Genomic DNA, 19,926 nt, shown 5'->3' on the forward strand with positions numbered 1-19,926 from the left:
AACTTTTCCTTACATCCCGCTTTGCAGGATAAAGGCCCCATCGCCTCCCCCGCTTAGGAGACAGACTACCCCGTTACCCCTGACATAAAACAGGGCAAGCGTTCCACATTTCGCCGTGTCCCCCAGCATGGCCGCCGGCCGCCGCCGACGTCACACCTTGGCCGGATGGAATCGCTGCTGGGCCGCTGTGAGCCCGTCCCGGATCAGGAGCTCGACGGCGTCCGCGGCCTCGTCGAGCAGGAAAGGCAGTTCCTTCTTTTCCGCCAGCGCGAAGTCGCGCAGGACGAAGTCCGCTGTATCCATCCGTCCGGGCGGCCTGCCGACCCCAACCCGGACCCGGAGGTAGTCTTTGGTGGCGAGGGCCTTGGACATATCCCGGAGACCGTTGTGGCCGCCCTCGCCGCCACCGATCTTTAGCTTCACGGTATTAAAGGGAATGTCGATCTCATCATGGACTGCCACGACCCTCGACGGGTCGACGTCGTAGAATCTGGCCAGCGCAGCGACAGGCCCGCCAGAGACGTTCATGTAGGTCACCGGCTTTGCCAGGACCAGGCGGGGACCACCAATTCCCAGCCGGCCTTCAAGCACCTGCGCCCGGGCCTTATGGATCTTGAAGTTTCCGCCGATGCGGGCCGCGAGCTCATCGAGGACCATCTGGCCGACGTTGTGCCGGTTGCGGCTGTACTCGGGCCCAGGGTTTCCAAGGCCGACGATCAGCCAGGTATCAGTCATGGATCAATCCTAAAGTGGTTGCTTGAAGACTCCGCCCGGCGGGTACACCAGTGGCCGGGCCCAAAGGACCCGGCCACTGGTACGCACGCAAGAATCCGGTGCGGGAAAGACGTGCCCTGATTACTCGGCGGCAGCTTCTGCGGCCGGAGCCTCTTCCGCTGCGGCACCCTCTTCGCCCTCTTCGGCCGCTACAGGGGCCTCGGAGATGTTGACGACCAGAGCCTCGGCATCGGTCAGCAGGACCGAACCCTTGGGGAGCACGAGGTCGGAACCGTGGATGTGCTCGCCGGCGCCGCGGCCTTCGATGTCCACCTCAACGGCGGTGGGCAGGTGGGTTGCCTCGGCCTCGAGGGACACGACGGTCAGTTCCAGGTTGTGGACGGTCCCGGGCGCGGTTTCGCCGGAGACGTGCACGGGAACGTCCACGGTGACCTTCTCGCCCTGGCGTACGGTCAGCAGGTCGATGTGCTCGATGATCTGCTTGATCGGGTCGCGCTGGACGTCCTTGACGAGGGCGAGGTGGCCTTCGCCGTCGATGTCCAGGGACAGCAGGGCGTTGGCGGTGCGCACGGCCAGCGTGGTGGCCTTGGCGGGGAGGGTGATGTGGATGGGCTCGGCGCCGTGGCCGTAGATGACAGCCGGGATCTGGCCGGCCATGCGGGCGCGGCGGGCGAAGCCCTTGCCGAATTCGGTGCGTACTTCTGCTGCGAGCTTCTGCTCAGACATGGATATCTCCTGGTGGCTTTGGGTTTTCAGCAAGCTTCTTGAGCTTCAGCAAGGGCGGAGGTCTGGAGCGACCTTCAACGCCGGGGCCCGGAGGCGCCCATCCAGAAGGGAGGTTCAGACCCAGTCGATAACGGAGACCAGCAGTCCGGTTTCCCGCGTGTACGGTTTTCCGGCGCTCTCCCTCGCCAAGGTATCGGGATAGATCCTACCAGCGCCGGGCCCGTTTACTGAAAACGGGCCCGGTCCAACCGGAGGACGTCAGGCGTTGCCGTCGAACAGGCTGGTGACTGAACCGTCGTCGAACACCTCACGCACGGCCCGGGCGATGAGCGGCGCGATGGACAGCACCGTGAGCTCCGGGAAGCGCTTGTCTGCGGTAATGGGCAGCGTGTCCGTGACCACCACTTCGCGGGCGCCCGACTCAGACAGCCGGCGGGCCGCAGGGTCGGAGAAGACCGCGTGCGTCGCCGCGATGATCACGTCTTTGGCCCCGGCGTTCTTGAGTACCGCGACGGCTCCGGAAATGGTGCCGCCCGTGTCAATCATGTCGTCGATCAGGACGCAGGTGCGTCCTTCGATCTGGCCCACCACAGTCTTGGATACGGCCTGATTCGGAACCGTAAGGTCGCGGCTCTTGTGGACGAAGGCCAGGGGCGCGCCACCGAGGCGTTCGGCCCACTGCTCGGCGACGCGGACGCGGCCGGTGTCCGGAGAGACAACAGTGATGTTGTCCGCTGCGACCCGGGTGCGGATGTAGTCAGCAAGCAGCGGAATGGCCATGAGGTGGTCCACGGGGCCGTCGAAGAAGCCCTGGATCTGCGACGTGTGCAGATCCACGCTCATGATGCGGTCCGCTCCGGCCGTCTTGTACAGGTCTGCGACCAGGCGCGCGGAGATCGGTTCGCGGCCGCGGCCCTTCTTGTCCTGGCGGGAGTAAGGGTAGAAGGGCGATACCACCGTGATCCGCTTGGCCGAGGCCCGCTTGAGCGAATCGATCATGATCAGTTGCTCCATCAGGTGGTTGTTCAGGGGTGCCGGATGGGACTGAATGACGAAGGCGTCAGTTCCGCGGACGCTCTCTCCGGCGCGGACGTAGATCTCACCGTTGGCGAAATCGTAGGCGTCCACGGGCAGCAGGTCCGTGCCGAGCTCCTTGGCGATCTGCCGGGCAAGCTCCGGATGCGCCCGCCCTGCGGCGAGCACCAGCCTCTTTTCGCCGCGAGCCGTAATTTCGGTCATGGTTGCTTGCCCTCTTCTGTAGATACTGGGGATTTGGAACTGCGCGTTTCGCCTGCCGCCGCAGCCAGGGTCGCGGACACCGAACCCGGACGGTTGGCGATTACCCAACCCTCCGCATTGCGCTGCGCTGCCATGGACAGGGCCAGGGCCCCTGCGGGAACGTCCTTCCGTATCACGGCACCGGCGCCGCTGTAGGCACCGTCCCCCACCGTGACCGGAGCAACGAATACTGTGTTGGAACCGGTGCGGACGCCGGAGCCGATCACCGTGCGGTGCTTCTTCTCGCCGTCGTAATTGGCGGTGATGTTGCCGCACCCGATGTTGGTGTCCTCACCGATCTCGGCGTCTCCGGCGTAGCCGAGGTGGGACAGCTTGGAGCCGCGGCCGATGGTCACGTTCTTGGTTTCGTAGAAGGCGCCGATCTTGCCGGTCTCGCCCAGCACGGTCCCGGGACGCAGGTACGTGAACGGGCCGACGCTGGCCCCCGCGCCGATGTCCGCGCCGGAGCCGTGGGTGCGGGTCACCTTTGCGCCCTCGCCGATGCGGACATCGGTCAGGGTTGAATCGGGGCCGACGACGGCGTCACGCTCCACGATGGTGCTGCCGTGCAGTTGCGTATTGGGCAGGATCCGGACGTCCTCTGCCAGGGTGACGGTGGAATCGATCCATGTGGTGGCCGGGTCAACGACCGTCACGCCCGCGCGCATCCAGGCGTCCACGATGCGCCGGTTGTGCTCCGCTCCGAGGGCAGCGAGCTGCACCCGGTCATTGGCGCCTTCGACCTGCCAGCGGTCCTGCGTGATGACGGCGGCAACCCTGCCGCCCGCCCCGCGGGCCAGCGCCAGGACGTCGGTCAGGTACTTCTCGCCCTGCGAATTGTCCGTTGTGACGTGGCCGAGGGCGTCCCTGAGCACTGCTGCGTCAAAGGCATAGATTCCGGAGTTGATTTCCAGGATCCCGCGCTCGTCATCGGTGGCGTCCTTGTGCTCGCGGATTCCGGTCACCGTGCCGTCCGCGCCGCGGAGGATGCGGCCGTAACCGGTGGCGTCCTCGAGCAAAGCCGTCAGCACTGTGATCGCGTTGCCTTCGGATTCGTGTTTGGCGACAAGTTTGGCGAGCATGTCGCCGGTCAGCAGCGGCACATCGCCGTACGTCACCACGACGGTGCCTTCGAGGAGCGCGTCCGCGTCCAGCGCTTCAAGGGCTACCTCGACCGCCCGGCCAGTACCGGGAATCTCGTCCTGGTCGACAATCACGGCCTCGGGGTCAAGGTCCTTGAGATGGGCGGCCACGCGGTCGCGTTCGTGCCGGACCACAACCGCCACCCGCTGCGGGTTGATGGCGCGTGCGGCGAGAAGCGCGTGTCCGACCATGGAACGGCCGCCGATTTCGTGAAGGATCTTTGGGGTACGGGACTTCATCCGGGTACCGGCACCTGCAGCTAGGACGATTACGGCGGCTGGGCCGGACTTCTCGGGGCTCACGTACGGGCTCTCCTTGCTCGGTTGCGCGGTCCTGCATCGGCTGCCTGCGCGGCGGTGCCCGAGCCTGCGCCCGGAGCCGGCAACAGGCTTCATCCTACTGGACACAGCCGATGCAGCAGTTCCGCCCATAGGATTCGAACCTATACTCCACGGCTCCAAAGGCCGGGGTGCTGCCATTACACCAGAGCGGACCGTGCCGGGCGCTAAGCCCGGGCACGAGAACCAATTCTGCCACGAACGTTGAGGCTCGTGCGACCTCGCCCCGCGCTGGCCGCAGGAGCCTCCGCACTGCCCCTCCGCACTGGCGCCCAGCAATGATCCCTGAATAGCAGCAGGCAACACGCCGCCAACCACGGCGCCTTCTTGGCATGGGGCATGATGGGACGGTGAGCAAGAGCACAGGGAGAACTGAGGGGGCAGGAAACCCGGCCGCGACGGCGGAGGCACGTCCCGTGCGCATCCCCCGGCCGCGGATGACGGGCCCCCAACGGCGTTCACAGTTGGTTGACGTGGGGCGGGGCCTGTTCGCCGTGCGGGGCTTGGACGGCACCACCATCGAGGAGATTGCCGCTGCCGCAGGTGTCTCCAAGCCCGTGATCTATGAGCACTTCGGCTCCAAGGAGGGCCTGTACACCCAGGTGGTGGAGTTCGAATACAGGTTCCTGCTGGCCGCCATCAATGATGCCCTCACCGAGGAAGCGAAGCCGCGCATCCTGGTGGAACGTGCCGCCCTGGCCCTGCTGACCTACATCGAGGACCGAACCGATGGCTTCCGCATCCTAATGCGCGACGCTCCCCCGTCCCAGCCCGAAGGCGCCTTCTCCACCCTGCTCTCGCACGTCACGGAGCGCGTGGAACACATCCTGTCCGACGAGTTCTCCCGCCGCGGGTTCGGGGCAGCTGACGGCGCCATGTACGCCCAGATGCTGGTGGGCATGGTCGCCATGACCGGCCAATGGTGGCAGGACAGCCGCCAGCCCGACAAGCGCGCCGTAGCCGCGCACCTCGTGAACCTTGCCTGGAACGGCCTGACCGGCCTGAAGAAGGAACCGGAGCTCCGCAGCGAGCCTTAGCCGGCCCTGCACAACCGCCCCCTACTCACCTTGGCGGCTCTCGAGGCACGCCCGAGCCCCGGCCCTTCGCCGTCGCTTAGACACGGCGCAAAGGGCTGCTCGCTCGCTGAGCGAGCTCCCATCCCGTTGCGCCGCGATGCGCTCCTTCCCGAAGGACCGCCTCCGGCGGGGTAACGGGCGCCCCTCGCCGGCCAGGGGCGACCTCGAACTGAACGGTCGGCAATAGCGGTGCTGTGGTCCTTCGTTGAGGAGCGCATCGCGAGCCATCGGGGCCACAAGGTCGCTCAGCGACCGTTGGGCCCCGATGGCTCGTGTCTAAGCGACGGCGAAGGGCCATTGCGCCGCGGAAGTGGGCACGCAGCCAACGCCCCAGGATGGGTTACTCGCCGAGGACTTCGAGGGCTTCGAGCCATTCGAGTTCGAGGGTTTCGCGGTCGTCGGCCAGGGTCTTCAGCTTTTTGTTGAGCTCAGCCATGGTGTCGAAGTCGTTGTCGGCCGTGCTCTTGACCATTTGGGCGTGGATCTTTTCTTCCTGCTGGGTGAGCTTGCCCAGTTGGCGTTCGATGCGGTTCTTGGCCTTGCGGGCGTCCCGCTTCTCCGCTTCGGAAGGACCGGCAACGACCGGCGCGGAGCTGCCGCTGGCGCCGGTGACCGGGTTTCCGCCGCCGGTGATGGTGGATCCGGCCAGGGCGGATTCCCGGAGTTCAAGGTACTGGTCGACGCCGCCGGGCAGGCCGCGGATCTTGCCGTCGCCAAGGAGCGCCATCTGGTGGTCGGTGACGCGTTCCAGCAGGTAGCGGTCGTGGCTGACGACGACGAGCGTGCCGGGCCAGCCGTCAAGGACGTCTTCGACGGCGGCGAGGGTATCGGTGTCGAGGTCGTTGGTGGGTTCGTCCAGCATCAGCACGTTGGGCTCCCCCACGAGCAGGCGCAGGAGCTGGAGGCGGCGGCGTTCACCGCCGGACAGGTCCCGGACCGGGGTCCACTGCTTCTGGTTGGTGAAGCCGAGCTGCTCCACGAGCTGGCCGGCGGTGAACTCCTTGCCGCCCACATTGAAAGACCGCTTTTCGCGCTCGATGACCTCGATGACGCGGAGGTCTGCAACGTCGTCGAGCTCTTTGACTTCCTGGGTCAGTACCGCGGTGACCACGGTTTTTCCGCGCTTGACCTTGCCGGAGGTCGGCTGGATCTCGCCGTTGAGGAGCTTCAGCAGTGTGGTCTTGCCTGCGCCGTTAACCCCCACGAGTCCGAGGCGTTCGCCCGGCGCCAGGCGGAGGGTGATGTTGTTGAACAGCTTTTGGCCCTCGTCACCGCCGAGGAAATCCAGGGACACGTTTTCCAGGTCCAGGACGTCCTTGCCCAGGCGGGCGGTGGCCATCTTGCTCAGCGCCATGGAGTCCCGGGGCTCGGGGACGTCAGCGATCAGCGCGTTCGCGGCCTCGATCCGGAACTTGGGCTTCGCGGTCCGGGCGGGGGCGCCGCGGCGCAGCCAGGCGAGTTCCTTCTTCACAAGCTGCTGGCGCTTGCCTTCGACCACAGAGGCCATGCGGTCGCGTTCCGCGCGGGCCAGCACGTAGGCGGCATAACCGCCGTCGAACGGGTCAACAATCCCGTCGTGGACCTCCCACGTCTTGTTGCAGACTTCGTCAAGGAACCAGCGGTCGTGGGTGACCACGAGGAAGGCGCCCTGGTTGGCCCGCCAGCGCGTCTTCAGGTGCCGGGACAGCCAGGCGACGCCTTCGACGTCGAGGTGGTTGGTGGGCTCGTCGAGCATGATGACGTCGTGGTCCTCGATGAGGAGCTTGGCGAGCGCCACGCGGCGCTTCTGGCCTCCGGAGAGGGCATGCACATTAGCGTGCCAGTCGACGTCGGAAACCAGCCCGCCCATGACCTCGCGGATCTGGGCGTTGGCGGCCCATTCATAGTCCGCTTTGTCCCCAACAATGGCGGCGCCGACCGTGAGGTCGGCGTCGAGGACGTCGCTCTGGTCCAGGTAGCCGATATTGACGTCTCCGCGCTTGGTGACGCGGCCGGAATCCGGTGTGGACCGCAGCGCCAGCAGCCGCATCAGCGTTGACTTACCGTCACCGTTGCGGCCCACCATGCCGATGCGGTCGCCCTCCTCGAGTCCGAGGGTGACGCCATCGAGAACGGTGCGGGTTGCGTACGAGACGGTCAGGTTCTCGCCGCCGAGCAGGTGTGCCACGGGGAACTGCTTTCTTCTGCGTTTTCTTCTGGGAATTCTTCTGCGAACGGGGTGCAGAAAGTTGAAGGGTATTAAAGGAGCGTATCGGAGATGATGCGCGCGCCGGGCACCGGGCCGTGGACCGGGAGCGCTGTCAGCCCCTTGTGCCGGAGCTCTTCGGCGAGCCCTTCGGCGGCTTCCGGGTTGTGGGCCAGCAGGGCAATGGTGGGACCCGACCCCGAGACGATCCCTGCGATGGCCCCGCTTGATTCGCCGAGGCCAAGGGTGTCGCGGAGGGTGGGTGCCAGTTCGATGGAGGCCCGCTGAAGGTCGTTGACGAGCACCCGGCTCAGGGCGTCGGGGTCACCGCTGCGCAGGGCCTGCAGGATCTTCGGGTCCACGGCTGTGGGTTCCTCCACATCGAGCCCTTCGGCCTCCCGCAGCCTGTCCAGTGTTTTGAAGACGTCCGGTGTCGAAAGCCCGAACTCGGCGGTGACCAGGACCCAGTCCATCTGGGCTTTGGCCAGGGCGGGAGAAAGATCATCGCCCACGCCAAGCCCCACCGCCGTGCCGCCCAGGAGGGCGAAGGGCACGTCGGCGCCCAGTTCCGCCGCCAGCTGGGCCAGTTCGTCCCGGGACAGTCCGCTGTTCCACAGTGCATCGCAGGCCAGCAGTGTGGCTGCAGCGTCAGCGGACCCGCCGCCCATGCCGCCGGCCACGGGAACCCGCTTGGTGATGTCCAGGTGTACGCCGGTGGAATGCTCGGACACCTCTGCCATGAGCGCAGCCGCCTTGTAGGCGAGGTTGCGCTCGTCGAGCGGAATGTCGACGCCGTCCAGGTCCAGCGTGCTGTCCGCACTGATACCGACAGTAATGGCCTCCCCGGGGGTGCTGGTGGCGGCCACTTCCTCATACAGCGATACGGCCAGGTAAACGCTCGCCACGGAGTGATAGCCGTCGGGACGCAGCGGGCCCACATTCAGGGAGACGTTCACTTTGCCCGGAGCCTTGACCCGGACAGTCCTCGCCGCAAAGCGCCCTCTCACTGCGTTCATGCGTCCACGCTAGGGCATGGCGGTGCCGGGCTCCAACAAGGGCGCGGCGGCTCAACGCCATCCGCGTCCGCTGTTTCCGGCGTCAGGCCCGCGCCAATCAAGCGACAGCAGCCTGGCGGGCCTCGGCGATCCGGGCGAAAGCGGCAATGTCGATAACCTCACCGCGGGCAGTGGGGTCCACGCCAGCCGCAACGAGGCAGCGCTCCGCCTCTGCCGCACTTCCGGCCCAGCCGGCCAGGGCAGCCCGAAGGGTTTTCCGGCGCTGCGCGAACGCGGCGTCGATCACTGCGAACACCTGCTCCCGGCTGGCCGTGGTGGCCGGCGGTTCCCGGCGGGTGAACGCCACCAGCCCGGACTGGATCTTCGGGGCGGGCCAGAAGACGTTCATGCCGATCACCCCGGCCTTGCGCATGCTGCTGTACCACGCAGCCTTGACCGACGGCACCCCGTAGATCTTGGACCCGGGACCGGCGGCAAGCCGGTCAGCCACCTCGTCCTGGACCATCACCAGGCCATGCTGGATTGACGGAAAGTGCTGCAGGAGATGAAGAACCACGGGAACGGCCACGTTGTAGGGAAGGTTCGCAACGAGGGCCGCCGGCTCCGCCGGCAGTTCGGTGACCTTCATGGCGTCCGCGCGCACAAGATGGAAGTTGCCTGCGGCGTCCGGCCGCCACTGCCGCACAGTTTCCGGCAGTTTGGCTGCCAGCACCGGATCAATTTCGACGGCGACAACAGACTTCGCGGCGTCCAGCAGCCCCAGCGTCAGGGATCCCAGCCCGGGCCCCACTTCGAGGACTGTCTCCTCCGGTCCGATGCCCGCTGCTGCCACAATCCTGCGGATGGTGTTCCCGTCGATCACGAAGTTCTGCCCCAGCGTCTTGGTGGGGCGGACACCGATTTCCTCGGCCAGCCTGCGGATATCAGACGCGCCGAAGAGAGGAGCGGGCGCGGTACCGGGGGCGGAGGGGGTCGGGTCAGTCACCTAGGTATCCTATCCCGCCGCCGCGCCACGCCGGGCAAGGGCGGGACTTAGGTCATGCGGGACGGCGGCAGGCGGGACACACGCGTGTGGGAAGGCAGAGGCCGGGTCCGGAGGTTCCGGACCCGGCCTCTCGCAGCCCTCGCAGCCGTGGTCAGCTGCCGCGGAGGGCCTTGATGCCTGCGCTTCGCGTCGGGGCGGGGTTTAGCCGCCTGCCGCCCAGCCGCAGCCCCAGGGCTGAAGACCGCGTTCGGCATAGACTCGGTTGGCGATGTCGATCTGCTGGGCCTTCGTGGCCTGGCTGGCATTGGGTGCGTAGGCGCCGCCGCCGGCACCGATCCAGGTCTGGATGTCGAACTGCAGGCCGCCGTAGTAGCCGTTGCCGCTGTTGATCGACCAGTTGCCGCCCGATTCGCACTGCGCGATCTTGTCCCACATGGCCACGTTCATCATGGCCGGAGCGGCGGCGCCGGTGTTGGCGTCTTCCTGCGTCGGTGCGGGCTTCTCCTTCGTACCCACGGTGATTTTCTCCGTCACCGGCTCCAGCGTTGCGGTCCGTGAGACCAGCGTCCGGCTGGCTTCCCGGCCGTCGACCAGGACGAGCTTGTACTTCTTCGTCACTGTCCCGGGGACACCGGCCTGGGTGACCTTCTCTTCACCCTTGAGCATGTCGGCGCTGTCCGTGGTCAGCGTCTTGAACGGGACCTCTTCGGTGACGGTGGCCGTCTTGCTGGTATCGACGCGCGACACCTTGATCACCATGTTGTTGACGACGTGCGCGTTGGCCGGCTGCGAGGTGCGGTCGGCAGCTGCCAGCTTCACTCCGGCGTCCTTGAGTACCTCGCCAACAGTAGTGGCGGTGGTGGTGGTTTTGGCAGCCTTGCCGTCGGCCAGGATGCTTACGGTCTTCGGCGTCGAAATGGCTACAAAGGAGCCGTCGACAGACAACTGGGCAGTCTTCGGCACCGAAAGTTCGGATGCGCTGGCCACTCCTAGCTGAGTCACAAGGCCGGCCACGTCCTGGGCCGTGGTGCTGACGGTCTTTTCTGCGCCGTCGAGGCTCACTTTGACTTCCTTGGCCAGGTTTACGTTGATCACGGAACCGTTCTCAACGTGCGCGTCGAGTGAGGGGGACACACGGTCGGAGGCGTGGAGGTCCACTTTGGCGGCCTTGACGACCTGCTCCACTGTGCCGCCGAACGTCTGGACGGAGCTTACTTTGCCATCAACATTCAGGGTGACTGTCTTGTTGTTGCCCACAAAGGCCACCAGCCCGAGTACCAGCGCCGAGAGCACCGCCACTTGGGCGGCTACCTTGACGAAACTGAATTTGCCGTCCGACGTAAAGTACTTGACCACAATTGCCCATATCTTTGGAGCCATCCGGGCACGGGGAAAAACGCACAGGAGTACCTACGGCAAGTCACCCGGGGGTGGCTCCGGACCAGCCCGGAGGTCTGCAGCAGGCTTGTGCGCCGCCACACTCACAAGGCAGGACACCGGAGGCGCCCCGCCTAAAACATGAGTGACATCATCCGGAGGCCTTCCCCGACCCCGGCTAATAGTTGTTCACTGTAACCGATCCGTTATAAACGGGCCAAAAATATTACATACGGGGTATGCATAGCCGGCGCCCGGATGCCGCCCGCATCACTCCCAGGATCCGTACGCCCGAACGGTATTTTCGCTGATCCGGCTGCACAGCCCGGCCAAGTCCGAATCTGTCAATTCCGCCATGGCCCGCACCGTGTACGGGACCATGTAGCTGGCATTGGTCCGGCCGCGGTGGGGGTGGGGGGTGAGGAACGGCGCATCAGTTTCCACCAGGACCAATTCCGGGTCCGCAACCGCCAGCGACGCCCTGAGGTTGGCTGCGTTCTTGAACGTGAGCGTTCCGGCGAAAGACATGAACCACCCTTCCCGGTTACAGATCCTGGCCAGGTCCTCGTCCCCGGAATAGCAGTGAAAGACCACACGGTCCGGAGTGCCCTCCTCCCGCAGTACCTGGACGACGTCGTCGTGGGCGTCCCGGTCATGGATCTGCAGGGTCAGGCCAAGCCTTTTGGCGATGTCGATATGCCGGCGGAACGAATACCGCTGGTGGACCAGCCCCTCGCCGTCGGTGCGGAAGAAGTCGAGGCCGGTTTCCCCGATGGCCCGGATCCGGGGGTGCGCGGCCAGCTCCTCGATTTCGCGGAGCGCCGCCTCAAGCTCGCCGCGCCGGGCATAGTCGGGGGCGTCGTTGGGGTGGATTGCCACGGCGCCGAGCAGCCGGGGGTCCAGATCAACCGCACGGACCGTGAACCGCGAGGATTCAAGGTCGGTGCCGACCTGAATGGCTCCGCGGACCCCTACGGCCTCGGCAGCGTCCAACGCGGCCCCGAGCTCCACCTGGGGGTCCGCGCCGGGGTAGTCGAGGTGCGTGTGGTTGTCCATCACGGGGACGGGCAGGGGCTCCGGAGCAGGAGGGTAGCCCTGCTTGCCGGACCCGTCGGTTCCGGGCGCCCGGTACGCCTTGGGAGTCAGGGAATTACACATTCCCCCAGCCTAGCGTCGGCGGCACTCCACGCGTTGACGGACCGGTGCCACCCTGGCTGCAGGAGTCCCGGCAGTGCGCCCAGAATTACCTGGAACTCTCTGTCAGGTACGGCAGTTGTCTTAGTACGCTGGTACGGAGAGATGTGATCGCCCAAGACGGGCAACGGCAGGCTGCTGCTGACCGTTTCCCGCGTCACTCAGGGCTGAAAGGTTGCCGATGGAACCGCACCGACGCACCAGGATGGATGATGACATAGTTCCCGGCGGGAAAGGATTCGCCGAAAGGGCTGCGCACGGCGGAAACCAGTTCAACGGCCACAAGCCCGGCGCCCTCGGTCCCCAGGCGTTCCGCGCCGCAAGTGAACGCATCCTGACCGCCATCAACACGGTTATCGATGGCAAGGCTGAAGCCGCCAAGCTTGCCCTGACGGTGCTGCTGGCGCAGGGCCACCTGCTGCTGGAGGACGTGCCCGGGGTGGGTAAGACCCTCCTTGCGAAGACACTGGCGCGCACCATTGACTGTTCCGTCAGCCGGATCCAGTTCACTCCCGACCTTCTCCCCTCCGATGTGACCGGCGTTTCCATCTACAACCAGTCGTCGCGCCAGTTTGAGTTCCGTCCCGGTGCCGTCTTCGCCAACATCGTCATCGGCGACGAAATCAACCGCGCCTCGGCCAAGACCCAGTCCGCCCTGCTCGAATGCATGGAGGAGCACCAGGTGACGGTGGACGGCCACTCCTACAAACTGGCCGAACCGTTCATGGTGGTGGCCACCCAGAACCCCATCGAGATGGAAGGAACCTACCCCCTCCCGGAAGCCCAACGGGACCGGTTCATGGCACGGATCTCCATGGGTTATCCGGACCAGGACTCCGAGATCGAAATGCTGGAAACCCACCAGGCCACTTCTCCGCTGGCGCGGGTGACCTCCGTGGTGACATCCGCGGACGTCGCGGCGATGATTGCCACAGTCCAGCAGGTCTACGTGTCCCAGTCCGTGAAGGAGTACACCGTTGCCGTGGGTCGCGCCACGAGAGACAGCGCCATGCTGCGCCTCGGTGCCAGCCCGCGTTCGATGCTCCAGCTGCTTCGCGCGGCAAAGGCCACGGCGGCACTGGACGGCAGGGACTTCGTGCTTCCAGACGACGTCGTGGCCGTTGCCGAGTCGGTGCTGGCGCACCGCATTATCCTGGACCGCAAGGCCGTCAGCACCGGAGAGACGCCGCAGAGCGTGATCCGCGGTGTACTCGCCAAGCTTCCGGTCAGCCAGGAGATGACCGAGTCCGCCCACGCCTCCCGGCAGGCCAGGGCTGCCGAACTGCGACCCAGCCGCTAGCCACGATTCGCCATGGCACTGCTGGACCGTCTCCCCCGTCACCTGTTCACCTCCCGCGGATGGGGACTTCTGGGCGCAGGCATCATTTCCCTGCTCTGCGCCCAGGTCATGGGCCGCCGGGACCTGCTCGGCCTGGGTGTCCTCCTGGTGGTCCTGCCTCTTGTCTCGCTGGCCGGCATCAGGCTGGTCAAGCCCCGCTTCCGCGTGTACCGGGAGTTCAGCCCGGCCACGGTGGAGACCGCCTCCGCCACCACAGTGCGGCTGGCCGTTGCACGGACGGGGCCGGAGACCGGAAGGATCATCATGGAGGAACGGATCCCGTCAAGGTTCGGCGAGTCGCCAGCGTTCCGCTTTCCCTCCAGAACCGCCAGCGGCGGTACCAGCCGCTACGAGTACCGCCTGCGCTCAGGGAGGCGGGGCCAGTTCACGATCGGCCCTGTCACGGCCGAGTTCACGGATCCTTTCGGGCTTTCGCTGCACAGGCACACAATTGACGACGGCGACACGCTCACCGTGACGCCGGCCGCCGTCGAGCTGCCCGCCACGGGACTGGCCGGCGCCAGGGGCAACGACGGAATCACAGCCACGCGGATCCGGGCCAACCCCAGCGACGATGACGTCATGACGAGGGAGTACCGGCACGGCGATCCGATGCGGAGGGTCCACTGGCCTGCGACTGCCCGCCACGGCGCCCTGATGGTGCGGCAGGAGGAATCGGTGACCACACCGGAGGCGACGATCATTCTCGATCAGCGGTACGGTGCCCACTCCGCCGGTTTCGGCGCGGTCTTCAGCGGCCAAGGCGAGGACGGCAGCGACCTCGTCACGAGCGACACCTTCGAATGGGCCGTCACGGCCGCCATGTCAGTAAGTGCGCACCTCTCCGAACGGAATTACTCCCTCCGGTTCCTGGACGCCGCCGGCGATCCAGCCTTCCACCGCTCCCCCTCCGCGCCGGAGCCTGACTGCGAGGAATACAGCGGCGCGGCAGGACTCCAGTCCATCGCCGAGAGCCTGGCGGCCATCCAGCTTTCCGGTCCGCACCACATCCGCCGGGAGCACGAGACGTCGCTCCGTGAGCATTCCGGAGGCGGCGACTCAGGTCAGTCGGTGTTCGATGACCGGCTCATCGACAAACTTGCAGCCCACCGGATGCGAGGCCCTGTACTGGCCGTCCTCGGAAGAATCTCGCTGGCCGAGGCACGGGCGTTGGCGCCTGCGGCCGGCTACGCGGCAAACGCCTTTGCCATCGTGATCAGCGACAGGCCCGCGGAATCCTCCGAGGTACTCGAGGCCTTGCGCCTTGGCGGCTGGCGTGCCGTGGCCGTGGATGCGGCCACGTCTCTGCCGGCCGCATGGACGTACTTCGATGAAGGCGACGCCACGCTGGCAGCTGCGGCTGCCGACGTTCGGCGTGGTGCGGGGGTGGCCCGGTGACTATCGCTCCCCAGCGCCAGACCGGCGCCGCCGCGCCGCAGCCATCGGCGGCCCCCTTGGAACGCCGCCGTCGTCCGGGTGCCGGTGCTTATCCCTGGGCGATGTCGGCGGCGGTGGCGGTCGCCGTGGCCGGGGCTTCCGTCTCCCTCAATGGCGTGCTGCGTGGATGGGCCTGGTTCCTCCCCGTGCTCACCACGATCATCGTGGTGTCGCTGACCATGGCGGGACTCCGCGCCCTGAGGGCGCAGCCGCTGCTGGTCACCGTGGGCGGCTTCGTGTCCCTGCTGTTCATCCTGATATTCACGTTCTTGCGCCGGGAGAGCTTCGCCGGCTTCTTCCCCACAGAGGCCACCATGGCGGCGCTGGGCAGGCACCTCCGCCGGGCCAGCGAAACCGTGCTGTCGGAAAGCTCTCCTGTGGCGCCCAATGCAGGCATCGTCCTGGTGACGTGCGCCGCCCTGGGTCTGGTTGTCATTCTCGTGGACGCGCTTGCCCTCCCCCTGGGCATGCCTGCCACGAGCGGTCTGGGCCTGCTGGCCGTGCTCGTGGTGCCGGCCATGATCAAGCCACAAAGCGTCGGGCTCGTGGGGTTCCTTGGGACGGCAACAGGCTTCCTGCTCATCCTTGCGTGCAGCCAGTGGTTCGCCCCGGACGCCCGGGTCCAGGCCGACACCGCGCGGAATCCCGGGCAGATCAAGCGTGCTGCCATGACCGGCGGCGTGGCGCTGGTGGTCACGCTTGTGCTGCAGCTCATCATTCCCGGCTTCGACCAGGGCACGTTCCCGCAAGGTTCCCGGCTCAACCCGTGGGCCTCCTCCAGCGGCCTGAACCCCATGATCAGCCTCGGCAACAGCCTCCGCCGCCCATCCGGCGACGGGCGGATCACCTATGCCACCAATGCCACCACTCCCCTCTATCTGCGCTCCGTGACAGTGGACCGCTTTGACGGAGAGGCGTGGTCCCCCGACGACCGCAACGCGTCCCGCCGGACCGGACCAGGACGCATGGAGGTAGGCCATGAGATGCTGGCCCCGGAGCAGGTCCGCCAGGTCACTGTGGTCAACACCGGGGACTTCACCAGCCCGTACCTGCCCGTCCCCTATGCGCCCGAAGCCGTCAACGGACTGACCGGCCGGTGGAGCTGGGATCCCGCCACGCTAAGCATCAGGGGCACCGACACCAATTCGCGGAACCAGCAGTACCTGGTCCGATCCTCAGCCCCAAAGCTGACACAGGAACTTCTGGACGGATCTTCGGCGCCCGTGAGTGGAATACCCGAGGAGTTCATCAGGCCGCCGGCGAACGTGCCGGAAATCGTCCGGACCACCGCCGACTCGGTGACGTCGGACAGCAGGACTGCCTACGAGAAGGCGATGGCCATTCAGAGGTACCTGCGGGGCGGAGCGTTCACGTACTCCCTCGAATCGCCGGTCCAGGGCGGTTATGACGGCAACGGCCTCTCAGTGCTGGCGGACTTCCTGAATCAGAAAAGCGGCTACTGCATCCACTTTGCATCGGCCATGGCGGTCATGGCCCGCCTTGAGGGAATCCCCAGCCGGATCGCGGTGGGATATGCCCCGGGCCGGCTGACAGGGGCCACGGTGTCGGTCGCCGGTCAGGGCGCGCTTCCCGAATTCGAAGTGGATGCCCGTGACGCCCATGCCTGGCCGGAACTGTACTTCCAGGGGCTCGGCTGGGTCCCCTTCGAGCCCACACCCTCGCGCGGTGTGGTTCCGCCGTACGCCCAGGACTCCTCATCAGGCGGCGCCAGCACGAACGACGGCACCAATGACGGCCTGCTGCCCACCAACGGCGCCACTCCCCCGCCCGCAACCGAGCCCGCGCCGCTCCCGCTCCCCGGCGGCGCAGAGGCCGGGGCAGGGAACCAGATGGTGGCGGCGGTCTATGCGGCGGCAGGAGCGCTCCTGCTGGTCCTTATCGCCGCGGCCCCGCGGATGGTACGGACGCGACTGCGCTCCAGGCGCCTGCGGGGACCGGCAGCCCGGGGCGGGCAGGCAGCTGCGCCGCTCGCATGGGCGGAGCTGCGGGACCTCGCCACGGACTACGGCGTCCGCCCACTTCCCAGCGAGACGCCGCGCGCGTTCTCTGCCCGGCTCAGCGGTTCGCCGGCGCTGCTGGGGCGGGCTCCCGCAACGAACGCCGCTGCGGCAGGGGGCCAGAGGCCAACAGGGAGGCCACCAGGGCACCCCGAGGCGGACACCGCCGTCCATGATCTCACCGCGGCCTTTGAACGCCACCAATACGGCCGGCCCGCCGCAGGGGCGGGGACGACTGCCTCCGCTGACCCGACGGCCACGGACTCATCCACGGCCACTGGCCCATCGTCGCCGGCTGACCCGTCCACAGCCCAGAAGATCGCCGCAGTCCGCACGGCGCTGCGCCGTAATGCGGGACTTATGGGACGCCTGCACGCCGACTGGCTGCCGCCATCGGTGATGTCACGTTGGGGCAGCATCGCCGGTGCACCGTTCCGGGCCGTCGGCAGCACCGCCACGCATGCAGCAAAGGCCGCCGCGGGCTCCTGGACAAGGGCCCGCGACGGCCTGCGGCGGCTCCGTAACGGCTAGCCGGCGTACGGGTCTGCGATGCCGATGTACTGGGTGTAGAGGTATTCCTCGATGCCTTCAAGGCCGCCCTCGCGGCCGAGCCCGGACTGCTTGACGCCGCCGAACGGTGCCGCGGCGTTGGAGACGACGCCGGCGTTCAGGCCGAGCATGCCGGTCTCGAGCCGTTCGCCCATCCGGATGCCGCGGTTCAGGTCCTTCGTGAAGACGTATGCCACGAGCCCGTATTCAGTGTTGTTGGCCAGGCGGATGGCCTCGTCCTCGGTGCCGAACGTGATGATCGGTGCGACAGGTCCGAAGATTTCCTCGGACAGGATCCGTGTTCCCTCGGTGACGCCCTTGAGGATGGTGGGCTGGTAGAAGTAGCCCGCACCGTCCACCGGCGCGCCGCCGACGACAGCCTTGGCACCGGAGGCCAGGGCATCAGTGACGAGTTCGTGGACCTTGTCCCGGCTCTTGGCATCGATCAGCGGCCCGACCTTGGAGTCGGGTTCGGTGCCCCTGGCCGTGGTCATCTCCGCCATCTTCGCGGCAAACTTCTCCGCGAACTCGTCGGCAACGGATTCGTGCACGATGAACCGGTTAGCGGCAGTGCAGGCCTCACCCATGTTCCGCAGCTTCGCCAGCATGGCGCCGGCGACGGCGGCGTCGACGTCGGCGTCCTCGAACACCACGAAGGGGGCGTTACCGCCGAGTTCCATGGACGTCCGCAGGACAGTTCCGGAGGCGTCAGAGAGCAGGCGGCGGCCCACCTCGGTGGAGCCGGTGAAGGACAGCTTGCGCAGCCGGGCATCCTTGATCAGCGGGCCGGTGGTGGCCCCGGCCGTGGACGTGGGGATGACGTTCAGGACGCCGGCGGGCAGACCCGCCTCCTGCATCACGGCGGCGAACAGCTGTGACGTCAGCGGAGTCAGGTTCGCGGACTTGAGCACCATGGTGCAGCCGGCGGCAACGCCGGGGGCGACCTTGCGCGTGGCCATCGCCAGCGGGAAGTTCCACGGGGTGATCAGCAGGCACGGGCCCACGGGCTTCTTCGTGACCAGCAGCCGCGACTTGCCGTCCGGGGAGACCGAGTAGCGGCCGAACGCTCGGACTGCCTCTTCGGAGAACCAGCGCAGGAACTCCGCGCCGTAGGTGACCTCCCCGCGGGCCTCGGCCAGGGGCTTTCCCATTTCCAGGGTCATCAGCAGTGCGAAATCCTCGGCCCGCTCGGTCACGAGCTCAAAGGCCCGGCGCAGGATCTCGCCCCGCTCCCGCGGCGGGACCTTCGCCCAGGACTCCTGGGCGGCGGCAGCCGCGTCGAGGGCCGCCATGCCGTCCTCGGCTCCGGCGTCGGCAATGCTCAGCAGAACCTTGCCGGTGGAGGGGTCTTCGACGTCGAAGGTCTTGCCTGATGCCGCGGGGCGCCACTCGCCGTTGATCAGCAGGCCGGTGGGAACAGAAGCGAGCAGTTCGCTTTCGCGCTCTGCGGTTACGGCGGACTGTGTAGTAACAGACACGGTGACTCCCTCGTCAGCAATCGGATTGCGGGTTGGTGCAGCCGCCTGCAGTGGGTCGCCAGGGGCTGCTGTTTCTTGGCTGGTCTAATTGTTTCTTGGCTGGTTTAATGCCACGCTACTGCCCGCCTCTCTCCAGTGTCTACGCATCCGCGCACTACGCACAGCCCATATTGCTGTGCAAATGCACAGCCCTGGACCCCGGGGATCAGCGGGCCGCGAGCACCGCGGCATACAGCTCGCGTTTGCTGACCCGGACCTCTTCCGCTACCGCCGCCACTGCGTCTTTGAGCCGCAGTCCCTGGGAAACAAGCTCGTTGACGGCCTCCACGTTATCCTCCGGCGTTCCGGGCGCCTTCTCCGGGGCGCCGCCCACCACCACAGCGATCTCCCCACGGACTTCGTTGGTCTCGGCCCACTTCAACAGTTCCCGCAGGGTGCCGCGGAGAACTTCCTCATACGTCTTTGTCAGTTCGCGGCACACGGCCGCCTTGCGGTCCGGTCCGAACCGTTCGTGCAACGCCCGCAGCATGGCCTCAAGACGGTGCGGCGCCTCGAAGAACACTATGGTGCGGCGCTCGGCGTCCAAATCGGCCAGCCGCGATGCGCGTTCACCGGCCTTGCGCGGAAGGAATCCCTCAAAGCAGAAGCGGTCGGTGGGTAGCCCGGACAGCGCCAGGGCGGTCAGGACAGCGGACGGGCCGGGAACGGCCGTCACCGTGAGCCCCTCCGCGACGGCGCCCTCGACCAGCCTGAACCCGGGATCGGAGACCGCCGGCATGCCGGCGTCCGTGACCATAACGATGGTCTTGCCCGCTCGTACCTGGTCCAGCAGCTCGGCTGTCTTGGTGGCCTCATTGTGCTCGTGGTAGCTGATGATCCGGCCGCCCACAGTAACCTCCAGGCTTTGCACGAGCCGATGCAGCCGCCGCGTGTCCTCGGCGGCCACGATGTCGGCCGTGGCCAGCAGCTCGATCAGCCGTGCAGAGGCGTCGCCCACGTTGCCGATGGGCGTGGCCGCCAGCACGATCCTCCCGGGCCGGTTTCCGGGAACG

At 66.8% G+C, this 19,926-nt stretch carries 15 protein-coding genes and 1 tRNA gene; 4 read left to right on the top strand and 12 right to left on the bottom strand.

Annotated elements, in window-relative coordinates; genetic code table 11:
- Positions 1 to 150 precede the first annotated feature (150 nt).
- From pth to ACIP90_RS07135, 5 genes are all read right to left on the bottom strand, one after another.
- On the bottom strand, positions 151 to 735 hold the full coding sequence (pth, locus tag ACIP90_RS07115) for an aminoacyl-tRNA hydrolase (RefSeq protein WP_400578070.1): 585 nt from the start codon (positions 733 to 735) through the stop codon (positions 151 to 153).
- Positions 736 to 855: 120 nt separating this feature from the next.
- On the bottom strand, positions 856 to 1,461 hold the full coding sequence (locus ACIP90_RS07120) for a 50S ribosomal protein L25/general stress protein Ctc (RefSeq protein WP_400578071.1): 606 nt from the start codon (positions 1,459 to 1,461) through the stop codon (positions 856 to 858).
- Positions 1,462 to 1,719: 258 nt separating this feature from the next.
- On the bottom strand, positions 1,720 to 2,700 hold the full coding sequence (locus ACIP90_RS07125) for a ribose-phosphate diphosphokinase (protein WP_400578073.1): 981 nt from the start codon (positions 2,698 to 2,700) through the stop codon (positions 1,720 to 1,722).
- Positions 2,697 to 4,184 carry a bifunctional UDP-N-acetylglucosamine diphosphorylase/glucosamine-1-phosphate N-acetyltransferase GlmU gene (glmU, locus tag ACIP90_RS07130; protein ID WP_400578074.1) on the bottom strand — a complete coding sequence of 496 codons (1,488 nt, stop codon included), beginning with the start codon at positions 4,182 to 4,184 and terminating at the stop codon, positions 2,697 to 2,699. The genes ACIP90_RS07125 and glmU overlap by 4 nt, the downstream gene beginning before the upstream one ends.
- Before the next feature lie 119 nt (positions 4,185 to 4,303).
- Positions 4,304 to 4,375 (bottom strand) — tRNA-Gln (locus ACIP90_RS07135).
- A 282-nt stretch (positions 4,376 to 4,657) separates the two neighbouring features.
- Between ACIP90_RS07135 and ACIP90_RS07140 the strand changes: the two genes are divergently transcribed.
- A complete protein-coding gene (locus ACIP90_RS07140) occupies positions 4,658 to 5,257 on the top strand; it encodes a TetR/AcrR family transcriptional regulator (protein WP_400578317.1) in 600 nt (199 codons plus the stop codon).
- Positions 5,258 to 5,636: 379 nt separating this feature from the next.
- On the opposite strand, the gene ACIP90_RS07145 is transcribed toward ACIP90_RS07140, so the two are convergent.
- The 5 genes from ACIP90_RS07145 to ACIP90_RS07165 all read right to left on the bottom strand — a co-directional run bounded on the left by ACIP90_RS07145 (position 5,637) and on the right by ACIP90_RS07165 (position 12,017).
- Complete coding sequence (locus ACIP90_RS07145) at positions 5,637 to 7,463, bottom strand: ABC-F family ATP-binding cassette domain-containing protein (protein ID WP_400578076.1); 1,827 nt, start codon at positions 7,461 to 7,463, stop codon at positions 5,637 to 5,639.
- Positions 7,464 to 7,534: 71 nt separating this feature from the next.
- Entirely contained in the window at positions 7,535 to 8,497 is a 963-nt protein-coding gene (locus ACIP90_RS07150; RefSeq protein WP_400578078.1) for a 4-(cytidine 5'-diphospho)-2-C-methyl-D-erythritol kinase, read from the bottom strand.
- A 97-nt stretch (positions 8,498 to 8,594) separates the two neighbouring features.
- Complete coding sequence (gene rsmA / locus ACIP90_RS07155) at positions 8,595 to 9,482, bottom strand: 16S rRNA (adenine(1518)-N(6)/adenine(1519)-N(6))-dimethyltransferase RsmA (protein ID WP_400578079.1); 888 nt, start codon at positions 9,480 to 9,482, stop codon at positions 8,595 to 8,597.
- Between the two features lie 201 nt (positions 9,483 to 9,683).
- A complete protein-coding gene (locus ACIP90_RS07160; protein WP_400578080.1) occupies positions 9,684 to 10,862 on the bottom strand; it encodes a transglycosylase family protein in 1,179 nt (392 codons plus the stop codon).
- A 267-nt stretch (positions 10,863 to 11,129) separates the two neighbouring features.
- Positions 11,130 to 12,017, bottom strand: a complete 888-nt coding sequence (locus ACIP90_RS07165) for a TatD family hydrolase (protein WP_400578081.1) — start codon at positions 12,015 to 12,017, stop codon at positions 11,130 to 11,132.
- 217 nt (positions 12,018 to 12,234) lie between these two features.
- Between ACIP90_RS07165 and ACIP90_RS07170 the strand changes: the two genes are divergently transcribed.
- Genes ACIP90_RS07170 through ACIP90_RS07180 form a run of 3 tightly spaced genes read left to right on the top strand, consistent with a single transcriptional unit; the run spans position 12,235 to position 17,378 of the window.
- Positions 12,235 to 13,353, top strand: coding sequence for an AAA family ATPase (locus tag ACIP90_RS07170; protein ID WP_400578082.1), 1,119 nt, complete (start codon positions 12,235 to 12,237; stop codon positions 13,351 to 13,353).
- A 12-nt stretch (positions 13,354 to 13,365) separates the two neighbouring features.
- A complete protein-coding gene (locus ACIP90_RS07175) occupies positions 13,366 to 14,790 on the top strand; it encodes a DUF58 domain-containing protein (protein ID WP_400578083.1) in 1,425 nt (474 codons plus the stop codon).
- Positions 14,787 to 17,378: a DUF3488 and DUF4129 domain-containing transglutaminase family protein gene (locus ACIP90_RS07180; protein WP_400578084.1), complete on the top strand. Its 2,592-nt coding sequence runs from the start codon at positions 14,787 to 14,789 to the stop codon at positions 17,376 to 17,378. The genes ACIP90_RS07175 and ACIP90_RS07180 overlap by 4 nt, the downstream gene beginning before the upstream one ends.
- Here the strand turns inward: ACIP90_RS07180 and ACIP90_RS07185 are convergent.
- Both ACIP90_RS07185 and rsmI read right to left on the bottom strand, forming a co-directional pair.
- On the bottom strand, positions 17,375 to 18,874 hold the full coding sequence (locus tag ACIP90_RS07185; protein ID WP_400578085.1) for an NAD-dependent succinate-semialdehyde dehydrogenase: 1,500 nt from the start codon (positions 18,872 to 18,874) through the stop codon (positions 17,375 to 17,377). The genes ACIP90_RS07180 and ACIP90_RS07185 overlap by 4 nt on opposite strands.
- Before the next feature lie 205 nt (positions 18,875 to 19,079).
- Entirely contained in the window at positions 19,080 to 19,901 is an 822-nt protein-coding gene (rsmI, locus tag ACIP90_RS07190; protein WP_400578319.1) for a 16S rRNA (cytidine(1402)-2'-O)-methyltransferase, read from the bottom strand.
- Positions 19,902 to 19,926: the final 25 nt, after the last annotated feature.

Source organism: Arthrobacter sp. NPDC093139 (genome assembly GCF_044754165.1).
GTDB lineage: Bacteria > Actinomycetota > Actinomycetes > Actinomycetales > Micrococcaceae > Arthrobacter.

Coding starts and splice junctions, on each gene's coding strand:
- pth (WP_400578070.1), bottom strand. CDS start 735: ATGACTGATACCTGGCTGATCGTCGGCCTTGGAAACCCTGGGCCCGAG.
- ACIP90_RS07165 (WP_400578081.1), bottom strand. CDS start 12,017: ATGTGTAATTCCCTGACTCCCAAGGCGTACCGGGCGCCCGGAACCGAC.
- ACIP90_RS07125 (WP_400578073.1), bottom strand. CDS start 2,700: ATGACCGAAATTACGGCTCGCGGCGAAAAGAGGCTGGTGCTCGCCGCA.
- ACIP90_RS07170 (WP_400578082.1), top strand. CDS start 12,235: ATGGAACCGCACCGACGCACCAGGATGGATGATGACATAGTTCCCGGC.
- ACIP90_RS07120 (WP_400578071.1), bottom strand. CDS start 1,461: ATGTCTGAGCAGAAGCTCGCAGCAGAAGTACGCACCGAATTCGGCAAG.
- ACIP90_RS07175 (WP_400578083.1), top strand. CDS start 13,366: ATGGCACTGCTGGACCGTCTCCCCCGTCACCTGTTCACCTCCCGCGGA.
- ACIP90_RS07150 (WP_400578078.1), bottom strand. CDS start 8,497: ATGAACGCAGTGAGAGGGCGCTTTGCGGCGAGGACTGTCCGGGTCAAG.
- ACIP90_RS07140 (WP_400578317.1), top strand. CDS start 4,658: ATGACGGGCCCCCAACGGCGTTCACAGTTGGTTGACGTGGGGCGGGGC.
- ACIP90_RS07160 (WP_400578080.1), bottom strand. CDS start 10,862: ATGGCTCCAAAGATATGGGCAATTGTGGTCAAGTACTTTACGTCGGAC.